General features: G+C 62.8%; 15 protein-coding genes and 1 pseudogene. 9 read left to right on the forward strand and 7 right to left on the reverse strand.

Annotation, left to right across the window (positions count from 1 at the left end; genetic code table 11):
* Nucleotides 1–101 precede the first annotated feature (101 nt).
* Entirely contained in the window at nt 102–1,262 is a 1,161-nt protein-coding gene (locus ABFO07_RS13045) for a PucR family transcriptional regulator (protein WP_230943203.1), read from the reverse strand.
* A gap of 233 nt (nt 1,263–1,495) precedes the next feature.
* On the opposite strand from ABFO07_RS13045, the gene ABFO07_RS13050 reads away from it, so the two are divergent.
* The 6 genes from ABFO07_RS13050 to ABFO07_RS13075 all read left to right on the forward strand — a co-directional run bounded on the left by ABFO07_RS13050 (nt 1,496) and on the right by ABFO07_RS13075 (nt 9,728).
* A complete protein-coding gene (locus tag ABFO07_RS13050; RefSeq protein WP_124491931.1) occupies nt 1,496–3,022 on the forward strand; it encodes a flavin-containing monooxygenase in 1,527 nt (508 codons plus the stop codon).
* Between the two features lie 47 nt (nt 3,023–3,069).
* A complete protein-coding gene (locus ABFO07_RS13055; RefSeq protein ID WP_311767704.1) occupies nt 3,070–3,981 on the forward strand; it encodes an alpha/beta fold hydrolase in 912 nt (303 codons plus the stop codon).
* A gap of 96 nt (nt 3,982–4,077) precedes the next feature.
* Nucleotides 4,078–5,499 (forward strand): coniferyl aldehyde dehydrogenase, encoded by a 1,422-nt coding sequence (locus tag ABFO07_RS13060; protein WP_347467468.1) that lies wholly within the window; start codon nt 4,078–4,080, stop codon nt 5,497–5,499.
* Nucleotides 5,500–5,529: 30 nt separating this feature from the next.
* Nucleotides 5,530–7,212, forward strand: a complete 1,683-nt coding sequence (locus ABFO07_RS13065; protein WP_347467470.1) for a GMC family oxidoreductase — start codon at nt 5,530–5,532, stop codon at nt 7,210–7,212.
* A 17-nt stretch (nt 7,213–7,229) separates the two neighbouring features.
* A complete protein-coding gene (locus tag ABFO07_RS13070; RefSeq protein WP_347467472.1) occupies nt 7,230–7,946 on the forward strand; it encodes a hypothetical protein in 717 nt (238 codons plus the stop codon).
* A gap of 99 nt (nt 7,947–8,045) precedes the next feature.
* Nucleotides 8,046–9,728, forward strand: a complete 1,683-nt coding sequence (locus ABFO07_RS13075; RefSeq protein WP_347467473.1) for a long-chain fatty acid--CoA ligase — start codon at nt 8,046–8,048, stop codon at nt 9,726–9,728.
* Between the two features lie 47 nt (nt 9,729–9,775).
* On the opposite strand, the gene ABFO07_RS13080 is transcribed toward ABFO07_RS13075, so the two are convergent.
* The gene (locus ABFO07_RS13080; RefSeq protein ID WP_059563256.1) at nt 9,776–11,077 is read right to left on the reverse strand and encodes a cystathionine gamma-synthase family protein; all 1,302 of its coding nucleotides are present in this window, start codon (nt 11,075–11,077) and stop codon (nt 9,776–9,778) included.
* A gap of 185 nt (nt 11,078–11,262) precedes the next feature.
* Here ABFO07_RS13080 and ABFO07_RS13085 point away from each other — a divergent pair, with 185 nt between their 5' ends.
* Nucleotides 11,263–11,742: an Lrp/AsnC family transcriptional regulator gene (locus tag ABFO07_RS13085; protein WP_059882569.1), complete on the forward strand. Its 480-nt coding sequence runs from the start codon at nt 11,263–11,265 to the stop codon at nt 11,740–11,742.
* Between the two features lie 152 nt (nt 11,743–11,894).
* Here the strand turns inward: ABFO07_RS13085 and ABFO07_RS13090 are convergent, their stop codons facing one another.
* Entirely contained in the window at nt 11,895–12,176 is a 282-nt protein-coding gene (locus ABFO07_RS13090) for a PAAR domain-containing protein (RefSeq protein ID WP_060148187.1), read from the reverse strand.
* On the opposite strand from ABFO07_RS13090, the gene ABFO07_RS13095 reads away from it, so the two are divergent.
* Nucleotides 12,097–12,369 carry a DUF4291 family protein gene (locus ABFO07_RS13095; RefSeq protein WP_347467477.1) on the forward strand — a complete coding sequence of 91 codons (273 nt, stop codon included), beginning with the start codon at nt 12,097–12,099 and terminating at the stop codon, nt 12,367–12,369. The genes ABFO07_RS13090 and ABFO07_RS13095 overlap by 80 nt on opposite strands.
* 224 nt (nt 12,370–12,593) lie before the next feature.
* On the opposite strand, the gene ABFO07_RS13100 is transcribed toward ABFO07_RS13095, so the two are convergent.
* A complete protein-coding gene (locus ABFO07_RS13100) occupies nt 12,594–13,067 on the reverse strand; it encodes a hypothetical protein (protein WP_081072906.1) in 474 nt (157 codons plus the stop codon).
* Nucleotides 13,068–13,190: 123 nt separating this feature from the next.
* Nucleotides 13,191–13,703, reverse strand: a complete 513-nt coding sequence (locus ABFO07_RS13105; RefSeq protein ID WP_155635902.1) for a hypothetical protein — start codon at nt 13,701–13,703, stop codon at nt 13,191–13,193.
* 289 nt (nt 13,704–13,992) lie between these two features.
* Between ABFO07_RS13105 and ABFO07_RS13110 the strand changes: the two genes are divergently transcribed.
* Nucleotides 13,993–14,280, forward strand: a complete 288-nt coding sequence (locus ABFO07_RS13110; RefSeq protein ID WP_347467480.1) for a hypothetical protein — start codon at nt 13,993–13,995, stop codon at nt 14,278–14,280.
* A 26-nt stretch (nt 14,281–14,306) separates the two neighbouring features.
* On the opposite strand, the gene ABFO07_RS34715 is transcribed toward ABFO07_RS13110, so the two are convergent.
* A complete protein-coding gene (locus ABFO07_RS34715) occupies nt 14,307–15,188 on the reverse strand; it encodes a cysteine peptidase family C39 domain-containing protein (protein WP_430733058.1) in 882 nt (293 codons plus the stop codon).
* An 813-nt stretch (nt 15,189–16,001) separates the two neighbouring features.
* Nucleotides 16,002–23,873, reverse strand: a pseudogene (locus ABFO07_RS13120) (hemagglutinin repeat-containing protein); the annotation flags it as partial.
* Between the last annotated feature and the right edge of the window lie 24 nt (nt 23,874–23,897).

The raw sequence follows: 23,897 nt of genomic DNA on the forward strand, positions 1-23,897 counted from the left end.
GCGCACAGCGACCTGAGATATTTCTTAGAGTTAATCCGCGATTGAGCGTTTTCTTTCACCCGAATCTCAAATGCAAGGAAAGCCGGCCAGCCTTCGCGCATTCACTCGTAATCCCCCGCCGTCCAATAAAGCACCTCCAACGCCGCCGCAACATGCAATCGCTGCTGCGCAAGCGGGCGAGGCAGCAGCGATTCGGCGCGCTCCAGCCGGCGCAGCAGCGTATTGCGATGAACGTGCGCCTTCTCCGCCGCTTCGGTCGCGTTGCATCCTTCCGCCAGAAACACCCTGAGCGCCTGCCGCAACGACTTGTCCGCCGTCGCCAGCTCGCCCAGCGTATGCGCGACGAACTGCTGAACCGACTCGATGTGCTGCGTCATCAGCGCGATCAAACTCATGCTGTCCGCATGCACCACGCCGGCGCCCGTGTGCAGCCGCCCCAACAGCCGCTGCGTGGCGAGCGCGTCCAGATGCCCGCGGCGGAATCCCTCGATGCCGCGCCCGGCCGTCGCAACGGTCATGTGCACGCCGGGCAGCGCCTTGATCATGCGCCGCAAGGATTCCATGTTGATCGGCTCGCCGCCATGCGTCCACACCCACTGCGTCGCCGTGTTGGCGACGACGACGAGCATGCTGCGCGTGTCCGCGCATCGCGCGAGCGCCTCGGCGGCCTGCTCCAGAAGGCCCGATTCGGCCTCCGCCTCCTCGATCCAGATGATCGCGGCATGGTGAGGTTGATCCAGTGAATAGCCCAGGCGCCTGCTCGCCTCCTGGGCGTCGATCGCCGTCCCCTCCACGATGAACGTGACCAGTTCGCGGCGGTCGGCGTGCGTGCCGCGCACGTATGCCTCGCGCTCGACGCGCAGGAATTCGGCCATGACTTCCATGTTGGCGTCGATCGCCGCCGCGATGGAGCGCGACGACACCGCCAGAAGCGCGTGCAGTTCATCGGGATCCGCGGTCAACGTGAAGGCCAGCTCCATCCAGTGCTGCCACAGGATGCTCTGCGATGAACGCGCCGACGCGAACACCAGGTCGGTCAGATCGCGCCGCACCAGTTCGCGCGCGCTGCTCTGCATGTCCGGCGACAGATAGCGCGACACCGGCGCGCCGGGGTTCTCGATGTTGGCGGTCGCCCAGTGAATCAGCCCATTGCGGTTGATTCGGCGCACCGCCGCCGCAATCACCGGGTCGCTCATCACCTGCCCGGCGGCCACGTTCACCTGATCGAGCTCCTGCAGCCACACCGGATGCACGTTCAGCACGATTTCCGCGCCCCGGCGCATCAGTTCCTGGATGCGCGGCGACGGCAGCGGCCACGTGCGCCACCCGGACGGGATGGAATTCTGAGACATAGCGACACCTTGCCCAAACGGAGCGCTGGTGCACGTTGCACCAAACCGCTCGAAACATGGTGCGATTGATACCTTGTTTGGACGAATTCCGTCAATAAAAATACATCCAACTTGCGCAATTCGACGCAACCAGGAGACACGCCGTGACCGTACACCACCTTCCGCCCCCCGAGCATGTGGATGTCCTGATCGCAGGTGCCGGCCTGTCCGGCATCGGCGTCGCCCGTTACCTCGAGACGGAGCGTCCGGATACGTCATACGTGATCCTCGAATCGCGCGCGGCAACCGGAGGCACCTGGGACCTGTTCCGCTATCCCGGCATCCGTTCCGATTCGGACATGCACACGTACGGCTACGAGTTCAAGCCGTGGCCGCACAAGAAGTCGATCGCGGGCGCGGATGCGATCCTGTCCTACCTGCGGCAGACCGCCGCCGAATACGACATCGACCGCCACATCCGCCTGAACCACAAGGTGATTCACGCCGCCTGGTCCAGTTCGCAAGCCCGCTGGACGGTCGAGGTCGAGCGCGTGGATACCGGCGAACGCAGGACGATGCTGGCCAAGTGGTTCTTCAGCGCCGCCGGCTACTATCACCACGACCAGGGCTACACGCCGAAACTGGAAGGGATCGAACGCTTCCAGGGGCAGACGATCCATCCCCAGCATTGGCCGGAAGATCTCGACTACAGCGGCAAGCGCGTCGTGGTGATCGGCAGCGGCGCCACCGCCGTGACGCTGTTGCCGGCCATGGCCGAGAAGGCCGGGCATGTGACGATGCTCCAGCGCACGCCGACGTATGTGATGAGCCTGCCGGCGGAGGACATCATTGCCAATTCGCTGCGCAAGGTGATGCCGCACAAGTGGGCCTATGCGATCGTGCGCCGCAAGAACATCGCCATTTCGCGCGGCATCTGGCATCTCTGCCGCACGCGGCCGAACACGGCGCGGCGTCTGATCCGCTACCTCAACAAGCGCCAGCTTCCGAAGGACTATCCGGTCGACGTGCACTTCAATCCGCCGTACTCCCCGTGGGATCAGCGGCTGTGCGCGGTGCCCGACGGCGATCTCTTCAAATCCATCCGCGACGGCCGCGCATCGGTCGTCACGGACCGCATCAAGACGTTCACGGAAACGGGCATCCTGCTCGAATCCGGGCAGGAACTGCCGGCCGACATCATCGTGACGGCCACCGGGCTCAACATCAGGCTGTTCGGCGGCATCAACCTGAGCGTCGACGGCCAGCCGATCGACCTGCACAGCACGGTGGCCTTCAAGGGCATGATGCTCAGCGGCGTGCCGAACTTCGCGTTCTCGGTCGGCTACACGAATTCGTCGTGGACGCTCAAGCTGGGATTGCTGTCATCGCATTTCTGCCGGCTGCTCGACCATATGGATCGCACGGGTTACGCGATCTGCGCGCCCGAGCTTCCCGACGCCGACATGCCGAAGCGCCCGTTGCTCGATTTCGGCGCCGGCTACGTGAAGCGCGCCATCGAAAGCATGCCGTGCCAAGGCCCGGGCAACCCGTGGATCATGTCGCAGGATTACTACGTGGATGTCGAAAACCTGCGGAACGGTCCGATCGAACATCCCTGCCTGCACTTCCGGCATGCGCAGCAAACGGCGAGCGTCGACCGTCCCCAGTCACCTCGCGCCGTCGGAGCCTGACCATGTCGATCCACGCAATGGATGAAGCTCGCGATGCATTCTGCGACGTGCCGACCGGCGTGCGCCTGTGCTACCGCACGTACGGCCCCGATACCGCGGAACCGTTGCTGCTGATCGCGGGCCTGAGCCTGCAATTGACTTCCTGGCCAGCCGGCCTGATCGACGGCCTGGTGCGATGCGGCTATCGCGTCATCGCCTTCGACAACCGCGACGTCGGCCGTTCGTCGCGCATCGCGCAGCAGCCGCCGGGCCTGCTCCGGCAATTCCTGCGACGGCCCATTCGATCCGCGTACGACCTGCACGACATGGCCGCCGACACCATCGGCCTGCTCGATCATCTGCATGTGGCGCGCGCGCACATCGTGGGCATGTCGATGGGCGGCATGATCGGCCAGATCATCGCGGCGACCCATCCGCAGCGAACGCTGTCGCTGACGTCGATCATCTCCACGACCGGCGCCCGCAATGTCGGCCAGCCGGCTGCCTCCGCGATGTTGAAGCTGATCAAGCCGCCGCCCCGCGATCGCGAGGAGGCCATCGAGCGGTACAGCCGGGTCATGGCCCACATCGGTTCGCAAACGTACCCCGTGAGCGACGACGTGCGGCGCGCGTACGCGGCCGATGCGTGGGAACGCGGCCAGCAGGCGCGCGATCACGAAGGCATGTCGCGCCAGATCGGCGCGATCATGAAATCCGGAGACAGGACGGCGGAAATCAGGCGGATCAGGACACCGACGCTGGTCGTGCATGGCGATCGGGATCTGCTGGTTGCGCCAAGCGGTGGCGTCGCGACCGCTGCCGCCATCGACGGCGCGGAGATGGTCACCATCCGCGGCATGGGCCACGACATCCCCAACGGCGTCGCGCCGCTGCTGACCGACCTGATCGACGGACATGCGAAACGCAGTGTGACGCGCACGGCGGCGGAGCCGGCGAGCGTCGACAGGCGCTTCGCCTGATCTGCGTTCGGCCTGCGGGCAGCTTCGGAATCGAAAACGTCTTGCAGACGTTCATCGCGAATCGAATCTCCCAATCGACAATACACAGGAGACATCATGCTGCAAGGCTACCCATCCGCACTCGTGGCCAGCTTCGAACGCCAGCGTCGCGCTTTCGCGCAGGAACCGTACCCCGCGCTGTCAACCCGGCTGTCCCGCCTCGATCGGCTCGCCGCGTGGCTCGATGCGCACGAAACGGACATCGTGCGCGCCATCGACGCGGATTTTCAGGGCCGCTCCGCTCATGAGACCCGGCTCGCCGAAGTATTCATCGTGCGCGCGGGCATCCGGCATGCGCAGCGCCACCTGAAACAATGGATGCGGACGCAACGTGTTTCGACCGCGCTGCACTTCCGTCCCGGCCATAACCGGCTGATGCCGCAGCCGCTGGGCGTGGCGGGAATCATCGCGCCGTGGAACTATCCGCTGCAGCTATCGCTCGGCCCCGCGCTCGCGGCGCTGGCCGCCGGCAATCGCGTATTGATCAAGCCGTCCGAACTCACGCCCGCGCTGTCCGACCTGCTCGCGTCGATGGCACGCGAGACGTTTTCGCCCGACGAACTCGATGTCGCCATCGGCGATGTCGAACTCGGCAAGGCCTTTGCGAGCCTGCCCTTCGATCATCTTTTCTTCACCGGTTCGACGCAGGTCGGCCGCGCGGTGGCACAAGCGGCCGCGGCCAACCTGACGCCGGTCACGCTCGAACTGGGCGGCAAATCGCCGGCCATTCTCGACACGTCCTGCAACGTTGCCGTCGCGGCGAAGCGCATCGCCTTCGGCAAGCTGCTGAACGCGGGTCAGACCTGCGTCGCACCGGACTATCTGCTCGTGCCGGCGGGAACCGCCGAGCACACCGCATCGCATCTGGCGCAGGCCATCGCGCAGCTGTATCCCAAGCTCGTCGGCAATCCCGACTACACCGCGATCATCAGCGAGCGCCATCGCGCACGCCTGGCCGAGATGGTGAGCGAAGCGCGCGCCGCGGGCGCGCGCGTGATCGAAGTGAACCCGGCGGGCGAAGCGGTCGATGCGGCGTCACGCAAGTTCGCGCCCACGCTCGTGATCGGCGCACCGGCCGATTCGCGGCTGATGCGCGAAGAGATCTTCGGCCCCGTCCTGCCGATCGTCGAATACGCGAACCCCGACGACGCGCTCGCGTACGTCCAGCGCCAGGCTCGCCCGCTCGCGCTGTACTGGTTCGGCAACGATGCATCGCGCTGCGATCGCGCGCTGCGCGAAACCGTGACGGGCGGCGTCACGATCAATGACTGCCTGTGGCACCTGACGCAGGAAAACCAGCCGTTCGGCGGCGTCGGCCCGAGCGGCATGGGCGCCTACCACGGCAAATGGGGCTTCGACACCTTCAGCAAGCTCAAGCCGGTTTTCCATCAGGCGCGCTGGAACGGCGCCGGGCTGTTTCATCCGCCGTACGGCCGCACCTTCAACTTGCTGCTGCGCGTGCTGTCGCGCATAGCCTGATCCTCGCAATTGCCTGTCCAGAGAAACACCATGAATCAATCATTCGATTACATCGTCGTCGGCGGCGGCTCGGGCGGGAGCGTGGTCGCGGGCCGCCTGTCCGAAGACCCGAATCTCACGGTCTGCGTGCTCGAGGCGGGCGGCCATGGCAACGGCCTGGTCGTCAACGTCCCGGCAGGCGCGGTCGCCATGATGCCCACTCGCATCAACAACTGGGCGTTCGATACCGTGCCCCAGGCAGGGCTCGGCGGGCGCACCGGCTATCAGCCGCGCGGCAAGGCGCTGGGCGGCTCGTCGGCCATCAACGCGATGGTCTATATCCGCGGCCACCGCAGCGATTACGACCACTGGGCCGCGCTCGGCAATCACGGCTGGTCCTACGACGACGTGTTGCCCTACTTCCGCCTGAGCGAGCACAACGAGCGCTTCGACGACGCGTGGCACGGCCGGGACGGCCCGCTCTGGGTCAGCGACCTGCGCACCGGCAACCCGTTCCACGAACGATATCTGGAAGCCGCCCGCCAGGCCGGCCTGCCGCTCACGGACGATTTCAACGGCGCGCAACAAGAAGGCATCGGCATCTACCAGGTCACGCAGAAACAAGGCGAACGATGGAGCGCGGCGCGCGCGTATCTGCTCCCGTACATCGGCCGGCGCAGCAATCTCACGGTGGAAACGCACGCCCAGGTCCGGCGCATCCTGTTCGAAGGCAGGCGTGCGGTCGGCGTGGAAGTGCTCCAGAACGGCACCGTGCGCACCCTCCGTGCGCGGCGCGAAGTCGTGCTGGCCGCGGGCGCGTTCCAGACGCCGCAATTGCTGATGTTGTCCGGCGTCGGGCCGATGCACGAACTGGCACGCTTCGGCATCCAGACCGTGCAGCATCTGCCCGGCGTGGGCCGCAACCTGCAGGACCATCCGGATTTCATCTTCGGCTACCGCACGCGCAGCGTCGACACGATGGGCGTGTCGCTGCGCGGCAGCATGCGCATGCTGCGCGAGATCCTGCGCTTCCGCAGCGAGCGGCGCGGCATGCTGACGACGAACTTCGCCGAGGGCGGCGGCTTCCTGAAGACGCAACCGGGCCTCGACGCGCCCGACATCCAGCTGCATTTCGTGGTGGCGCTGGTCGACGATCACGCGCGCCGCCTGCATGCGGGCCACGGGCTGTCGTGCCACGTATGTCTGCTGCGTCCGCGCAGCCGCGGCTCGGTCACGCTGCGCAGCAACGATCCGGCCGCCGCGCCGCTGATCGACCCGGCCTTCTTCGACGATCCGCGCGACGTCGACGACATGGTGGCCGGTTTCAAGATCACGCGCAGGCTCATGCAGACCCCCGCGCTCGCCAGGTGGATCACGCGCGACCTCTTCACGCCCAACGTGAAGAGCGACGACGATATCCGCGCGGTGCTGCGGCAACGCACCGATACCGTCTATCACCCGGTCGGCACCTGCCGCATGGGGCACGACGAGATGGCCGTGGTCGACCCGCAACTGCGCGTGCGCGGCCTGGAGGGCTTGCGGATCGTCGACGCGTCGGTGATGCCGACGCTGATCGGCGGCAACACCAACGCCCCGACCATCATGATCGGCGAGAAGGCGGTCGACCTGATACGCGGCGTCAGCCGGGTGACCACCGGCGTTCGCGCGCAGGCCGAAGCAGCCGCGGCACATGCGGCGGCCGATCACAACAGAACCGATCGAGCAACCACCTGACTCGCGCAGGGAGAACGATGAATTCGCACAACGTCATTCGTTTCACGGCCTGGAACGCCATCATCGGCGGCCTCGTGGCTTACGCTACCGTCGGCTTGTCGCTGGCAGTCACCGGCGGCGACATCGGGGTGATGCTGCAAGGCGCGTCGATGCTGAAGCTGCCCACGGAAACACGCGACCTGTTCCGCTGGTGGATGCTCGCCGACGTGCTCGGCTTCTATCTGCCGTTCGTCGCCATCGGCGGCTACTTCGTGCATGCCTTCCGCGAGGAACTGGGTGCGCTCGTCGGCATGGTGGCGCTCGCCGTCGGCCTCTACGTGATGTCCGGAATAACCGGTGCGGTGATCCAGATGGCGGCCCTCCATCCGCTCGCGCACGTGTATGCCGGCGGCGACGATGCCGCCAAGGTCGCGGCGGCGGCCATCTGGTCCGCCATTGCCAATGCGACGCAAAACGGGCTTTGGTGGGTCGAAGGGCCCGTCGTGTTCTTCTGGACCCCGATTGCCGCCCGGCTGCTCAAGAAGGCAGGCTGGGGCGGAACGATTCTGCTTAGGATCGTGGGCGGGTTCTTCGGCCTGTTCTTCGTGCTCGGTTTTTTCCCGAACCTCAACAGGCTCTCGATTGCGTGCGAGACAGTCGTCGTTCTGGTCCTGCCGCTCTGGATGCTGCTGTTCGGGTGGCAGCTGCTGCGCCGCTCGACAGCGCGCGTGGCGCAGGCGCATGCGTTGCGGTGAACCTCGGCCGGCACGACAACCCGACTTCGAGCCTGACGCGATCACGACGTCGCGGCTCGTTGCCTTTCTCATCACCCATGTCGCATCTGGAGTCGAGACATGCCCCTGGAAACCTCACCTTGCTGGCCGGCGCACCTTCCCCGTCATCTGACGCTGCCCGCGACCCATCTGTACTACAACGCCGAGGTATCGGCGGCCCGCTACCCGGACAAGCCTTTCATCCTCTTCTACGACACGCCGGTCACGTTCGCCGAATTCAAGGACGAGACCGAGCGGATTGCCGGCTACCTGCAGCAATGCTGCGGCGTGCAGGCCGGCGACCGCGTGCTGCTGCAGATGCAGAACAGCCCGCAATGGATGCTCGCCTACTACGGCATCCTGCGCGCCAACGCGGTGGTCGTGCCGGTCAATCCGATGAACATGACGGACGAGCTGCGTCATTACGTCGAAGACAGCGGCGCACGCACCGCCTTCGTCGCGCAGGATCTGTATGAACGCATCGCACCGCTCGTCGGCGACGCGGATGCGCAGCTCGCGCATGTGATCGTCGCGACGTACAGCGATTACCTGAAGCAGCCATCGCGCATCGCGCCGCCGGCGTTCATCAGCGCGCCGCGTCACATCGGCGACGTCGACCGCGCTCGCGTCACGCACTGGAGCGACATGCTCGATGCGCGCTGCGAGCCCGGCCCATTGACCGCCGGCCCCGACGATCTGTGCGTGATGCCCTACACGTCCGGCACGACCGGCAGGCCGAAGGGCTGCATGCACACGCACCGCAGCGCGATGTGCACGGCGGTCAGCCTGGTCACCTGGCTTGGCAGCAACCAGGACTCGATCCTGCTGTCGGTCCTGCCGCTGTTCCATGTGACGGGCATGCAGAGCGGCCTGAACGGGCCGCTCTTCAGCGGCGCGACCGTCGTGGTGCTGCCGCGCTGGGATCGCGACGCGGCCGCGAGCGCCATCGCGCATCACCGCGTGACGGAATGGCACTCGATTTCGACGATGGCCGTCGACTTCCTGTCGAACCCGAAGCTCGACGATCACGACCTGTCGAGCCTGCGCGTCATGGCCGGCGGCGGTGCGGCGATGCCTGATGCAGTCGCGAAGAAACTGCGGGACAAGACAGGCATCGAGTACACCGAAGGATATGGCATGTCGGAGACGATCGCCGCGACGCACATCAACCCGCCGCAACGGCCGAAGTCGACCTGCCTCGGCATTCCCGTGTTCGGCGTGGACGCGAGGATCATCAACCCGGACACGCTCGCCGAACTGCCGCAAGGCGAGACCGGCGAGATCGTGATGCACGGCCACCAGCTGATGCAAGGCTACTGGCGCAATCCGGAGGCGACGCGCGACGCATTCGTCGAGATCGACGGCAAGCGCTTCCTGCGCACGGGCGATCTCGCGAGAAAGGACGAAGACGGCTACTTCTTCATGGTGGATCGCCTGAAGCGGATGATCAATGCGTCGGGCTACAAGGTGTGGCCGGCTGAGGTCGAGGCAATGATGTACGACCATCCCGCGGTACAGGAAGTCTGCGTGATCGCCGCGCGCGACGCCCATCGCGGCGAGACGGTGAAGGCGTTCGTCGTGCGCAATGCGCGGCACGCGCACGCCGTGACCGAGGACGACCTCATCGCGTGGGCGCGCGAGCACATGGCGTCGTACAAGGCGCCGCGCATCGTGGAATTCGTCGATGCGCTGCCGAAATCGGGCACCGGCAAGATCATGTGGCGCAAGCTTCAGGACGAGGAGAGCGCGACGCCGGCGGCGTGAAGCCGCCGCGTTCGCGATCCCGTCATCCGGCCGGCAGTGGCCGGCGGTTACGCCCGCGCGGAAAGCCCCGCCTGCCGGAACGCATTGTCGAGATCCGCGATCAGGTCGTCCTCATGCTCGAGCCCGATCGAAATCCGGATCAGCCCTTCGGAGACGCCCGCGGCCTTGCGCGCGGCTTCCGGCACGCCCGAGTGGGTGGTCGACGCGGGATGGCAGATCAGCGACTCGGTGCCGCCCAGGCTGACCGCCGACCTGAACAGGTGCAGCGCGTTGATGAAGCGGAACGACTCGGCGCGGCCGCCTTCCAGCACGAACGCGAACGTCGAGCCCGCGCCCTGGCACTGGCGTGCGTAAACCGCCTGATAGGCGTCGTCCTGGATCAGGTCCGGATGGTAGACGTCGACCTTCTGGTGCGGATTCGTCGCGAGCCAGTTCGCGACCTTGCGGGCGGTCCGCTCGGCCTGCTTCATTCGCAGTACGACCGTTTCCATCGAGCGGGTCAGCATCCACGACGAATGCGGATCGAGCTGGGAGCCGAACGCGCCGCGCATCAGCCGGATCTTCGCGATCAGGTCCTTGCGGCCCGTCACGCCGCCCGCGACGAGATCGCTGTGGCCGCCGACGTATTTCGTCAGCGAATAGACCGACAGGTCGACGCCATGCGCGGCCGGCTTCTGGAAGATCGGCCCGAGCATCGTGTTGTCGCACACCGAAATCGGGCGATAGCCGTGCCGCGCCTCGAATGCGTCGAGCTCGCGGCGCATCCCGTCGAGATCGATCAGCGAATTGGTGGGATTGGCGGGCGTCTCGATGTAGCAGATCCGCACCGGCCCCTGCTGCGCGGCGGCCTCGAGCGCCGCGCCGATCGACGCCGGCGACAGCCCGTTCTGGATCGCATGGGCCGTCACGCCCCATTCCTTGAAGATCTTCGCGATCAGCGTCTCCGTGCCGCCGTAGAGCGGCACCGACTGCACGAGTTGATCGCCCGGCCGCAGGAACGCGAGAAACACCGCACTGATCGCCGACATCCCGCTCGACGTGACGACCGCGGCATCCGAGCCGTCGAGCAGCGCGAGCCGATCCTCGACGATCTCGAGATTCGGGTGATTGAAGCGGCTGTAGACGAGCCCGGCCGCCTCGCCCTGCGGCAGCGCCTTGCGCCCCGACACGACGTCGAAGAAATCGGCGCCGTCCTCCGCCGAGCGAAACGCGAACGTCGACGTGAGGAACACGGGCGGCTTGACCGCGCCCTCGGACAGGAACGGGTCGAATCCGTACGACATCATCTGCGTTTCCGCATGCAGGGGATGGCCGTTGATGTCCTTCTTGTGATAGCTGGAATACGTCATGCGGTGGCTCCTTTGCCGGGAAACGGCGACCGGGGGCCGGGCCGGCGGGTTGCCGGGTCGGCTGTCGAGCCAACCAGTGTAGAGAAGCAGCGAGGAAATAGGCTTTCCATTTCATTCTGCTTCGCCCCACGCGTTAGAAGAATCTTCTATGCTGAGCGTTTTCCGGAAAAGCGGAGACCATTCGTATGACGCTGGACGAAACAGATCTGAAGATCATGAACATCCTTCAGCACGAAGGCCGCCTCAGCAACGCGGAGCTGGCCGAGCGCGTGTCGCTGTCGGCGTCGCCGTGCTGGAAGCGGCTCAAGCGGCTCGAAGCGGCCGGCTTCATCACCGGCTACCAGGCCATCGTCGACCGGCGCGTGCTGGGCTTCGGCGTGGTCGCGTTCGTCAACATCTCGCTCGACAACCATACGGAGAAAACCTGCCGCGCATTCGAAGCGGGGGTGATCGCGATGCCGGAAGTGGTCGCCTGCCACAACACCACCGGCCAGCACGACTATCTGCTGCAGATACTCGCGCGGGATTTCGATTCGTTCTCGAGCTTCGTGCTGAACCGGCTGCGGGCGCTGCCGGGCGTCAAGGAACTGCTCAGCACCGTGTCGATGCGCGAGCTGAAGTCGACCAGCCGGCTGCCGCCGCTTGAGGCGCTGGCGGTGAAATGAGCGGCGCGAGCAACGCGGCTTCCCGCGCGAAGGACGTGATCGCATAGACCGGGTCTCACATCGAATTCATGTTTCCCGGATCGGGCGCGCGCACCATGATTTCGCCATTTGTTGCCGCGCCTCGACACAACCGACGCGGCTCTGCCCGCCGTTCAGTCACCCACGCGAGCAGTCATACTGCCAATCAACGTGCACCCGCACTCGGTACGATGGCCGTGCAACGCAACGCGCCGGCCATCGATCGTTACCGTCGGATGCGCCTCGATGATCTTGTTGACGCCGTGCGGCCGACCGTCCGGATATTTTTCCGGGCAGTCCACCAGGTCATGCAGGCGTGCAATCTTTTTACCGTCGATGCTGTGGGTATCCGAGCCGGTAATCACTCGCCCGCCATGCGAGGTCGCGTCGCCGACCACGATCATCTGCAATGCCATATCGACTCCCTATAACGTGACCGACTGCGGCGCGACCCCGGCTTCGCGCGCCCTTCAATGGGACCCGGAGCGTGATTTATCGCTACAACCGCTCACACACCGTGCGATCCAGATCGGCCTCAGCAAGCAAGCCGTCAACCTGAATGTGCATGAGTGGATACAGCGTCACGGACGTAACTCCGCTGGCACATAGCGTGCACGCTCTTGTCCTCCGCGGCGATTTCGAGTCAGCGCACGCTTTGCTACCTATAGAACGCCCGTACGATATTGATGCCTAGATTGCACAAGCCCGTCGTATGACGCGGGCAGGCCGCCCACTTACTCTCACTTCATCAATCCGCTGCCCATGGTTCAGAGTTTATGCGTCGGCGCAGCACCGTTTGACACCGCCGAACTTGCGAGTGCGGCATCTTTCATCTACTCGACCGACACTGCCATTTCCAAAGCAATCTTCGATTGATTGAGGCCACCATCCGAGGCCGGCTGCTGCTTTAATTCGTCAAGGGCATAGACGATACAAACTGGACGCCCAGGTTGGAACAGTTTCGCATCAATCTTATTGTTGACGTAGATCCCCGACGTACATAGCGACCCATCATCCAACTGAATATCGATCGTATTGTTTGGCACATACTTGTCTTGTCCAGCAACAAACGCCCGGCAGATAACACCAATTTGATAAAGAAGTGGCATTCTGCCTTCTTGAATACTGGCCCACCATTCCGTTGATCCAAATAGACCATACGTACCACGAAGCCCCATTCGAGGCTTCGCAGGATTTAGCGTCAATGCTTGTGCGAGCTGAACCTGCGTAGGGTCTTCTCGCAACCTATCTTCGAGCCGAAAGACACACTTCATTGGAGCATCGAAGTCTTCAAAACGCAACAGCATGATAAGACCTCACAAGCACAACCAATCGAACTGAACCATGCTTGGATTACAGGCACGCGAACCTTGAACAAGTTGAGTCATCATCTACCAGCCATCAACCTAGAACCAAATATACAATTTTGATCAAGATATTTTGATGTATGCCACAACCTGATTTGGATTAACCGACAAATCACAAGAATCGTCGCCCGCAACCTCCAACCTCCCCAATCCATCCGAGTAGAAGACCTCGTCAGCATCGTCATATTCAAGTGGCCCGAATTCAAGCAAGTCCGCCACTTTCGCACCAAGACCGACTCTGTTCAAAATTCTTCCCTTATATTCATATCCCGCCCCGCCGACATCCGACTCGACCATAATGCTTTCGAGTGCATCTTTCTTAAAAACAAGCCGGGCAAGTACGTTCTGCCAATCGTACACAACATCTTCCATATCAGCCGCACGAAAAAATATAACGCCCGGCTTACGGCAGTCGATCAATAATCTCGGCGAATTATGAAATTTCACTGTCCTCTGAAGAGTCACGCCATCGCACCCGATAAGCTTCCGAATAGCGTCACGCGACAACCCAAGGGGTAATCCAAGCATTGTCCGCCCTGGCTCAATAGGCGCTTCCCAGTCGATCCCTTCTTTCATTAATGACTCCACCTCCTACTTATCGGGTCGAAATTAATTTTTTTCCCGCCTGATCATAGAACGTTGTGTTACTTTCAGACCACCCCAGTCACCTTGTAAGCGCTGGGGTCGATTACTTTGACTACCGAACCGTTAGCATAAGCAAATTTACAATACCGCCCTCTGCTTACAGTTTTCGACAAACAGTTTCCCACGTCAACGCAAGCACCGATTAAGACTGCACCCGATATCACCAATACCCTTACAATGCAACCGGCATCGGCTCATCGAATATATAGACAATGAAGTCGTGGATTCTCCCAATGCTGCCCCAAAAATCGACTCGGGAATTAAGGTCGAGCACACCGGTTACTTTCGCTCGATGGCAATAGCTGTATTTACTCCCACCGTTTGCGGGGACACTCGAAAGCAAGCAACGCTCGAGATTCGGATGGTCCACGAAAATCCCGTCAGCTCGGCTATCTCGCTCGTCTCTACCCGCGACGAAATAGCCTATGCCATGCACCATTACGAAAAATCCCTCTATCGTAACCTCATTACCACTCAAAAAACCGCGATCTTTCGACCTTATCTCTGACACATTCATTATCCAATCCATTTAAATTAACGAGTAAAAACCACCTGGCCGGAAAATTTCTTAGAGAATTCACCCATTGGCACGAAGTACTGCATTCCAGTTCCCGGATCGCGAACAGCAACGACTGACTGCCCGAGACGGGTTGTAACACCGTCGACCACAACAAAATGGCCCTCTCCGTTCCCGATGGTCACTCGCGCGATTGCCGCATTTCCATTGGACGTCGCTGCCGCCAAATCGTCAACTGATGCATTCAAGGTCCAGTGAGCCGAACTTAACCCATTCTTCTGCAACGCTTTGGTAAGACCAACTACGTTGGTACCCTCACCCAGCATGAGACCACTGTCCTTCGCGAGTTGCGTGACATTCACCCATTGTCCACGATCGTTCAGAATCATCGCGCATGATGTCGGGCCACACGCAACATCCCCAATGTTGGAGATGTACCGTTGATCGAGAACCAGTCGCTCACCATTTCGTGCAACCGAATTAGTTTCCGCTGCAAGGCTGCCCGCAGGAGCCGCACCTGTACCCGCTGGCATTGCACTGCCAGCGGCCAACTCGCCGGCGGCAATACCCGCTTGATTGGCACAGAGTACCGGGTTAACTGCGCAAGCCCGCAACCAAGCCGTCAGTGCACCGGCGATTGGCTCCGCGCCAATCGCAGCGGCCGCTCCCGCAGCAACAGCCACACCAACCGCCGGATTCCCGATCGCCCCAGGCAACGCTCGTTGTTCGGGCGTAAGCGATCCGTCTTTGTTGCCATACATGAGTGGATTGTTGTAGTACTGATCTCTCCGGAACAGCCCACCGCCGTACTGGCTGATATATGCCACTGCTACCGCATCCCCGCCCGGCCCCTTGCTTGCCGCGGCGTCCACCAAGCGATAGCCGTTGCCCAATAGCATATCTTCGGCTTGGCTCACGCTTATCGCCTTACCGGTCTTGTCTTCGTAGAACTTCGCAAAGTCCTTTGCCTTCGACTTCGCCCATTCCCGTTCGTTCTGGTGCAGCTGCCGATTGAAGCGATCCACACTAGCACCGGTCAAAGCGCCAGTTCCGCCGCCAACAAGCGCCCCCGCCCCACCGGCCAGCAGGTTCGAGGTCACATTGCCGAGCAGCTCATCGACGTTTGCATTGCCGGTCGGCCCTGCATCCTTGATTGACTGCGCGATCTCATTAAGCTGCGGGGCGAGCTTGGCTGACGCGCCCGCACCTGCAGCTCCGCCAATAGCACCTAGGCCACCGCCGGTCAACCCGCCCGTCAACGCACCGCCGGCGATATGCAGTGCAACACGATTGTCGCCGCCCTCGGCCCAACTGTCGGCGTCCTGCTGATACTGTGCCTTGAGCGTCGGATCGCTCGCGTTATTCGCGCTCGTCTGTGCCTCGTCTCGCTTCCTATCGGCGTAGCTACCAATCTGCTTCGAGATCGCCTCCGACGCCGCTTGCGCCGCATTGATCACGTCCGACTGGTTGCTCAACACCTGTTGCAGATCCGGCGTCTTGCTGACCGTGCCATTCAGGCCCGACGTATCACGATTCAGCGTCGCCACATCCTGCTGCTGGTTCGCCTTGTCCGTGATCGCGATGTTGCCGGCACTGATTGCGCTTTTCGTGGTTGCATTGCTGCTATCGCTCTCGCTCACGTACAGCGGTTGACCACCGCCTGTATTCTTGCCGCTCGCCTGGCCGTGCGTGGCGTAGTTGTTGCCGCCATCACCCACGCCGCCACCCGCACTAATCCCGACGCTGCTCGCGTTGTAGCTCGAGCTGTTCTGAATATCCGAGAAGGACAGCGTCCCGGTCGTCAGCTGGTTCTTGTCAGGCGTCGCCGTACTTGCGATATACGCACCCTTCAGGTCCGTATTGCCTTTGACCGTCAAGTCAAAGCCCCCGTCCCCGGCCTGAATACCCGACTGCTCGTTCACGCCCGCGTAGTTGCCGCTCGCATGGCCGCTCTGCGCGCTAAAACTCGCGCTGCCGCCGCCCTGGCTGACGCTGAACCCGCCGCCCGAACTGCTCTGGTGAGCCTCGCTATGGCTCGTATCCTGCACCGACGCGAGATTCAGGTTGCCGCCAACATCCGCAATCACCTTGTTCGCGTTGACGTTCGCGCCGATGATATTGGTGTCGCCGCCGCTGATGATCGTTGCCGTGTTACTCGCGTTGACGTGCGTGTTGTTCTGCGTCGCTGCATCCGAGTTTGCATCGCCGTGTGCGCGCGACATTGACGCCGATACGCCGAACCCGCCCGTGCCGTACGACACGCCCACGCTCGCGCTCTTCGACTCGTTCGTGCTGCGTGTGCTGTCGGTATCCGTGCTGTTGACCAGATTGACCTTGTTCGTCGCCTGCAACAGCACATCCTTCGCGGTCACGTCGGATCCCTGGATCGTCACGTTGCCCTGTCCGGCGTTCTTGTCACCCGTTGCGACGAACTCGGCAGTACCGCCGGCCTTCACACTGCTGCCGTTGTTCTGCGTGCTGTTCTCGGTGAACGTCGACTTGCTGGACGACGAGCCGAAACTCAATTCGACCTTCGCCTCAACCTTACCCTTCGGATCGTTCAGCGCATTCGTCATGCTACCCGTAGCACCGACCAGATCGGCCATGCCGCCCGCTGCGGCGATCGCATGCAGCGCTGCCGCCCGGCCGTCCTGACTGCCGCCCGCGCCCTGTGCCTGCTGATTCACGTTCTGGATCGCATCGATCACCGGCGACTTCACCGCGAGCGTGAAACCAGAACTCTTCACCTCATGGGTTTCTTCGTGATGACGATCCGTCTGCGACGCATCGATCGTCACTTCCTTCGCGATGCCTGTCACATCCTAGCCGGCAACGATGTCGGAACCTGTCACATGGAGCTTGTTGCCCGCCACCATCGACACGCTACCGTCCGTGCTGCCGATCAAGCTGCCCTGTGAGCCCTTAACCGAGTCGCGGCTGGTATCGATCGTCTGGTTCGTGCCATACGAGATCCCGGCGCCGGCGCTACCGAGGCCGGACTTCTTCACGTCCTTGTAGTGATACTCGCTCGAGGCCGTGTCAGCCGTCGTCACCGTCAGGTCGTGGCCGGCAGACAGGCTCACGTCGTTGGTCGCCGCGATCGTTGCGGCCTTCGCCGTCAGGTCGTTGCCGGCCTGCACCGCAACCGTGCTGCCCGACAACGTCGTGCCGACCGCATTGGTGTAGCTGCTCGAATCGATCGTGTGTGTCGATTTCGACGACAGGAAGCCGTTTTCTTTGTGATAGTGCTCGTCGTTCGCGCTCGCGCTCTGCTCGCCGGCGTTCAGGTTGACATCGTGCCCTGCGCTGACGCCAATTGCGCCCTGCGCGTTGGCGTACGCAGCCGTCGCATTCACGTCATGGCCTGCCACAATCGCCAGGTTGCCACCCGTCGCGATCTGAGTGCCCGTGTCGCTCGACGCTGAGTGTTCCGCGTGGTTGCGCGCGTCCCACTTGACCGCGTCCTGGCTGCTTTGGCGAACCGCATTCAGATTGACGTCGTTGTTCGCGGCCAGCACCGCATTGCCGGTCGTCGCGATCACAGCCGCGTTGGCATTCAGGTTCCGACCAGCAACAGCCTGAAGCGTGCCGGCATTGACCGTCGATACGCGATCGATGCCGGTCGCGCTGCCGTTCGCCGCCTTCGCCGAACTGGTGGTAGTCGTCAGGTTAAGGTCACGGCCGGCCGACAGCGCCACCGTATTGCCTTGAATCAACCCGCCAAGATTATTGAGATCCTGGTTCGCGCTCGCGAGCACGGTTCCACCCGACACCGTACCGCTGTTGTCGATTGAATCCGCATGGATGATCGTGACGTTGCGGCTCGCGATCGTGCCCGAGTTCTTGTACGCGCCGTTGGCATCGACCGTGACGTTCTTGCCGGAGATGATCGTGCCTTCTCCCGTCACGTCCGCCGCGTTCGCGTGCAGATAGACCTGGGGCACCAGCACCGTTTGCCGGCTGCCGTCCGGCAACGTCACCGTCTGATTCACGAGCCAAACGATGTCGCTCGTCAGCGCGGCCATTTGCGCATCAGTCAGTGCAGTACCGACGTTCAACCCAAACTGCTGCGATGCCTTCACGCCATTCGCCATCAGCGCCTGATATTCGCTCTGGTTGTCCGTGTAGTCGCCAATGAAACGCTGGCCGGTCGTCTGGATGATCTGCTGCTGAATCAGTTGCTGCTCGTAGAAGCCGTCGCCGATACGCTTGAGGACCGTATTCGGGTCGACCTTGAGCGCATCCAGCATCGTGTCGCTCGACAACCACTTCCGGTAATCGGTAAAGCGCGGGTCCGTCTCGATCAGGAAGTGGCTGCCCGGGTCGCTCGTGACCTGATACAGCGCGTTGTTGGGCAAACGCGTGTTCGGCGTCACCGTGCGCACCACGACATCGCCCACGTTCGCCTTCACGGCCGATACGTCCCCCACACCGACACCCGACACGCCCGAGCCGATCAACACATGCCCGCCAACATCCTTACCTGCCACCGGCGTCACGCCTGCACCGCTCGCGCCCTGCGCAGCGGACGTTGCCGCGGCCACACTCTTGATCGGATTGGACGGTTTGCTCGGATCGGTCAGCACCACCGGCAGATCGATCGTTTGCGACGGAATGGCCGGCGAGTAGTTGGTGGTCGAGGTCGCGCGTTCGTCACCACTGAAGGCGCCGCCCGACTGGACCCAGGTATAGATCGCCTTGCCCGAGCCGGTGAACGTTTCAGTACCGGTCGCACCGATGTTCTGCACGTTCGTCGGATTGTTGCCGTCACCGGCCACGATCTGACTCTTGTCGTTGACACCGGACGGCGTGTTGATCGTGATATGGCGGCCAGCGGTGATCGTGCCGGGTTGCGAAGCCGTTACCACGTCCTTGGTCGATTTCACGTCAACCGTGTAGACGGTATAGGTCTGCACGAGCCGGCTCGCCACGTCCGCGTTATAGCCGACCAGCGCCTGGTTCAGATTCTGATAAGCGGCAACGGTTGCCTTGTACCACTGCTGGAACGGTGCGCATGCCGCGTTGGTCGAGGTCACGCACGACGGGCTCGGGGGACCGAAGGGATCCGGTTTTGCACCCGTTACGTCAGCTTCCGTCGGAGCCTTGATCGAAAACCAGTCACTACCGACGTTGCTTCTACCGGTCACCAGCGCTACGCCCGGAGACATCCAAAACGGCCCCGACGCAGTCCAAGCCGAATTGGCATCAGGCGGTGGCGTCACACCGAACGTCGTCCAAATGTCGGCAGGCACGGTCCGATAAGCTCCGGTCTGCGAAGCCGTGTCCCCATTCGCGAAGTTCGTCGCGGAATATGCAGTGTTATCGATCTTGCCCGCCACACCATTCATCGTGTACTTCGCGTACTCGGCGAACGGATATTTGGTCGATGGCAGCAGAATAAACTTCTGGTCGTCGTCCAGTGCCCACTGGTAGTCCGTGCCCGGATGAATTTCCTGGCTGTTCTTCTGGTACAGGTATACGGTCGACGGGTCAATCTTCTCTGTCGAGCCCGGGACCTGATACCACAGCTGATTGCCGCTGTCGGTCGTGACCGTCGAGGTCTGGAAGTTCGAGTTCAGGTTCTCGAACCGGTTTGCGCTAATCGTGGTGTCGCGACCGGCATCGATCTGCGCACCGTTGTTCGTCATGGTCTGCGCCGCACCGGTTGCCTGACGATTCGCGTCCAGCGCGCCGCCGACGCGAATGTCGTTGCTCGCGTAGATCAGTGCATTGTTCTGGTTCTTGAGCGTCTGCGCGCCAATGTCGAGGTCGCCGCGCGACGCAATCACGCCACCCACGCCTTGGGCGTTCTGGTCGTTAACGACTGTGTTCGCGCCCACCGCGACCGTATCGCCGTAGATCCGGCCACCAGCATTCGTGATGGTGTCCCCGGCCGTCACCGTCGTGCTACCGCCATCGATCAGACCTTCGTTCGTAATCGACTGGTTCGCGTGGACGTTAGTGGCATTGCCACCAAAAATCTCGCCGGTCGCACGGTTCTGGATGGAATTGGCGTTGACGTTAGCAACATTGCCTGCCGACAGTGTGCCGCTGTTGTCGAGCGCGCCGCCGACCGTGGTCGTCAGATCATGACCGGCGACGATCTGCCCACTGTTGGCGAGATTGCCTTGCGTCGTTACGCCGACGTCGCCCGCCGATTGGAGCTTGCCGTCGTTGTTGAGCGTCCCAGTCGAGACCGTCAGTTGCTGACCGCCATTGATGTCGCCCTGGCTGTTGATCAGCGTATTCGACGCGGCCAATGTTGCCGTGCCTTTCGACTGAATGCTGCCCGACGTGTTGTCGATCGTCGGTGCTGTAAGCTTCGCATCCTTGTCCGCGCGAATTGAGCCGGACGTATTGTCGATCGCCTGGTTGGCGTTCAGCGTAACGCTTGCGCCCTCCATTCCGGCCGTCAGCCCCGGCACACCTGCCGTCGTTGGCAGCGTCGAATTGGTGGTCCGTGCATTGCGAATCGTATCGCCCGTCACCGACAGCGCACCGCTCGCGTGCATGGCCCCGCGCGTGTTGTCGACCGTCGTACCGGACACCGTCACGTCCCGGTTGCCGCCGATCTGGCCGGCCACGTTCGACACGGTGCCCGTGCTTCGCACTGTCAATGCACCGTCCGCCACGAGCGACCCCGTATCGTTGGTCACGGATGCGGCATTGACGGTCGCAGCACCGCTCGACCAGATTGCACCACCCACGTTGCTCAGTGCGCCGGTTGTCAGCGTGACACCATTGCCGAGAACCTGCCCCCCCGTGGACTGCCCTGCCAGTACGCCGTTGTCGAACGTCTGGCCGTGCGTATCGATGTCAACCGCTCCCGTTGCCTGTACAAAGCCCGACCGGTTATCGAATGCTCCCGACCGGCTCGTCAGTGATTGGCTTGCCGCCACTTTACCGAGCGTGTTGTCGATCGCTCCCGGTCCGGACGCGAGCGTGACGTTCGCCCCCGTGATCGTGCCGCCCGAGTTCAGCAATCCAGCATTGGTCAGGGTCGTGTCGCCCGACGCCAGCAGCTTGCCGCCAGCGTTGTCCGTCGTGCCGGATGTCGTTACCGCCACCGCGCCGGACACCGAACCGATGGTGCCACCGTGGTTCGACACGGTCTGCGCCGTCACGGTCGTGTCATGTGTCGCCGCGATCGTACCGCCTGCATTCGTCAATGCGCCTGCTACAGTGAGCTTCGCCGCATCCGCCGACACCGTGCCTTGCGAATTGTCGAACGTACCGGCCTGCGTATTCAGCGCGCCAGCTGCGGTAATCTTGCCCTGGGTATTGTCGAGTGCCTGAGAGACGGTCAGCGCCATGTCGCCGGTAGACGTGCCGATCTGGCCCGCACGGTTGCTCAGCGTGCCGGCTGTTGCGGTCAAACCCGTCGCCCCCACCATCTTGCCGCTATCGTTCGACAGCGAACGCGTGGCCGTCAGCGACAACGCCTCCGACGTTGATCCGATCTGGCCGCCCGCATTGACGAGATCCCCCGTCTGGATTTGCGCCCCGTGCACGGCAGTCATACTGCCGCGCGAGTTGTCGACCGTGTCGCTTACGACGGTGAGCGCATTGGCCGAACTCGCCGTTCCGCCGGTATTCGTCAGCGACTGCGTTGCACGCAGTGTCGTATCGCCGGCGGCCGATCCGATCGTACCCGCTGCGTTGCCAATGCTGTTTGCTGTGACCGACAGACCATTACCGCCGACCATGGAGCCCGACTGATTCGAGACGGCGCCCGTCGCCGTTACGGTCAGCGCATCAGTGGTGCCGATCTTGCCGCCCGTATTCACGACATCGACCGCGGTGATCTGTGCCGCGTGTGCGCTAATCGATCCGGCCGAGTTGTCGAGATGGGCCGTGTGAATCGACAGGTCATTACCGGACGCAACTTTGCCGTTTGCGTTGTTCAGCGATTGCGTGACATCGATCGAGGTATCGCCCGCCACGGAGCCGATCTGTCCCTGTGCGTTGGAAACCGTATTCGCGGTCAGCGCAAGGCCATTGCCGCCTGCAATCTTCCCGTTATCGTTCACGACGCTCCCAGTCGCCGTCAGTGCCAACGCGCCCGTCGACGTGCCGATCTCACCGGCCACGTTCGTCAGGTCGGTTGCCGCGATCTGCGCCGTACGCGCAGTGATGCGCCCTTGGGTATCGTCAAGCGCGCCGGCCGAGTTCAGCGACAGCGCATCGGCCGTCAACGTGCCGGACCGGTTCGATACCGATTGCGCGGTCACGTTCGCCAGGTTCTGCGAACTGATGACGCCTGAGTCGTTGACCAGTTGCCCCGCGCTCAGCGTCAGATTCTGACCGCTCATCGTACCAGCGACGTTCGACAGCGTGCCCGTCGTCGTGATGTTGACTGCGCTGGCCGCATTCACGGTCCCGTGGTCGAGCGTGACGTCGTTTGCGAACAGATTGACGTTATCACCTGCTGCCAGCGTGCCGCTGCTCGTCACGTTTGCAGCGCGTGCCGTGACGGAGCCACCGCCGACGAGATTACCTGCGGAATCTGCCCCCGCGTATGCCTGGCCGCTGTTGTTGAGCGAGGTTGCCGCGGTGAGGTTCGTGTTGCCACCCGACGAAATCGTTCCGGCATTCGACAATGCCTGCGACGCGTTCAGATCGGTGGTCTGCGTACTGACAATCGTGCCTTGCTGAGAAACGTTGGCGCCATCGATCCGGGTGTTCGCGGCCGACTGAAGACGTGCGGTCGGCGCAATCGTTACATCGCCGTTGTTCGAGACTTGAATATCTCCGGTCAGTGAGGTGACGGAACCGGCATCTCGCACCCCCACACCTGCCTCGGTCCCGATCATCCGGACACTATTGGCAAACATGCTACCCAGTGCCTGCACGTCGATCGCGACGCCCGGCGCTGCGCCGGTACCGGTCTGTGCCTGCGCAGTGCTGCTCGCATAGTCGACCCGGTTCGCGCCCGCCACTGCGTTGATCGAATCCGCCCACACCTGACCGTTGATCGTCATCGCACGCGAAATCAGATCGATCGCACTGCCATGCGCATCGAGCCCCGCACCGGCGATGCCGATCTGTCCCTGCGTCACGTTGAAACCCGCCAGCGTACCGTCCGGATTGAACGTCGGCACGCCGGTCGTCAGCGTGACACGCGGCACATTCAGAAAACCGCAACCCGCACAGGTGATGCCTGCAGGGTTCGCGATCACGAGATTCGCGCGATTGCCGGCGATCTCGGTCGGCCCGAGCAGTTGACTGGGATTACCCGACGTGACCTGGTTGACGATCACGCGCGCCGAGCTGTTACCCAGGAACGGGTTACCTTGCACCCAGCCGGCAAGCTGGGATTGCGAGTTTTGCCCGCTGTTGACGAGCACCGCGCCCTTGGTACCGACGTTGTACTGCGTGAAGTTGTTCAGCGAGACGCCGTTTTTCGGTGCGGTGATATTGACGAGCGGCACGCCCGACGCCGACACACCCACGACCGGATGGGTCGGACCGCTTCGATCGGGCGTGATCGGCAGCGTAGCCTGCGCTTCAGCGACGAGCGGCTGCATGCCGAACGTGCAGAGTGCGGCAAACGCGGTTGCCCGTGCCGCAAACCAGATCGAGATTCCGGAATCCTCGGCCGCAGGACG

This window comes from Burkholderia stagnalis, assembly GCF_039848545.1.
Classification (GTDB): Bacteria; Pseudomonadota; Gammaproteobacteria; order Burkholderiales; family Burkholderiaceae; genus Burkholderia; species Burkholderia stagnalis.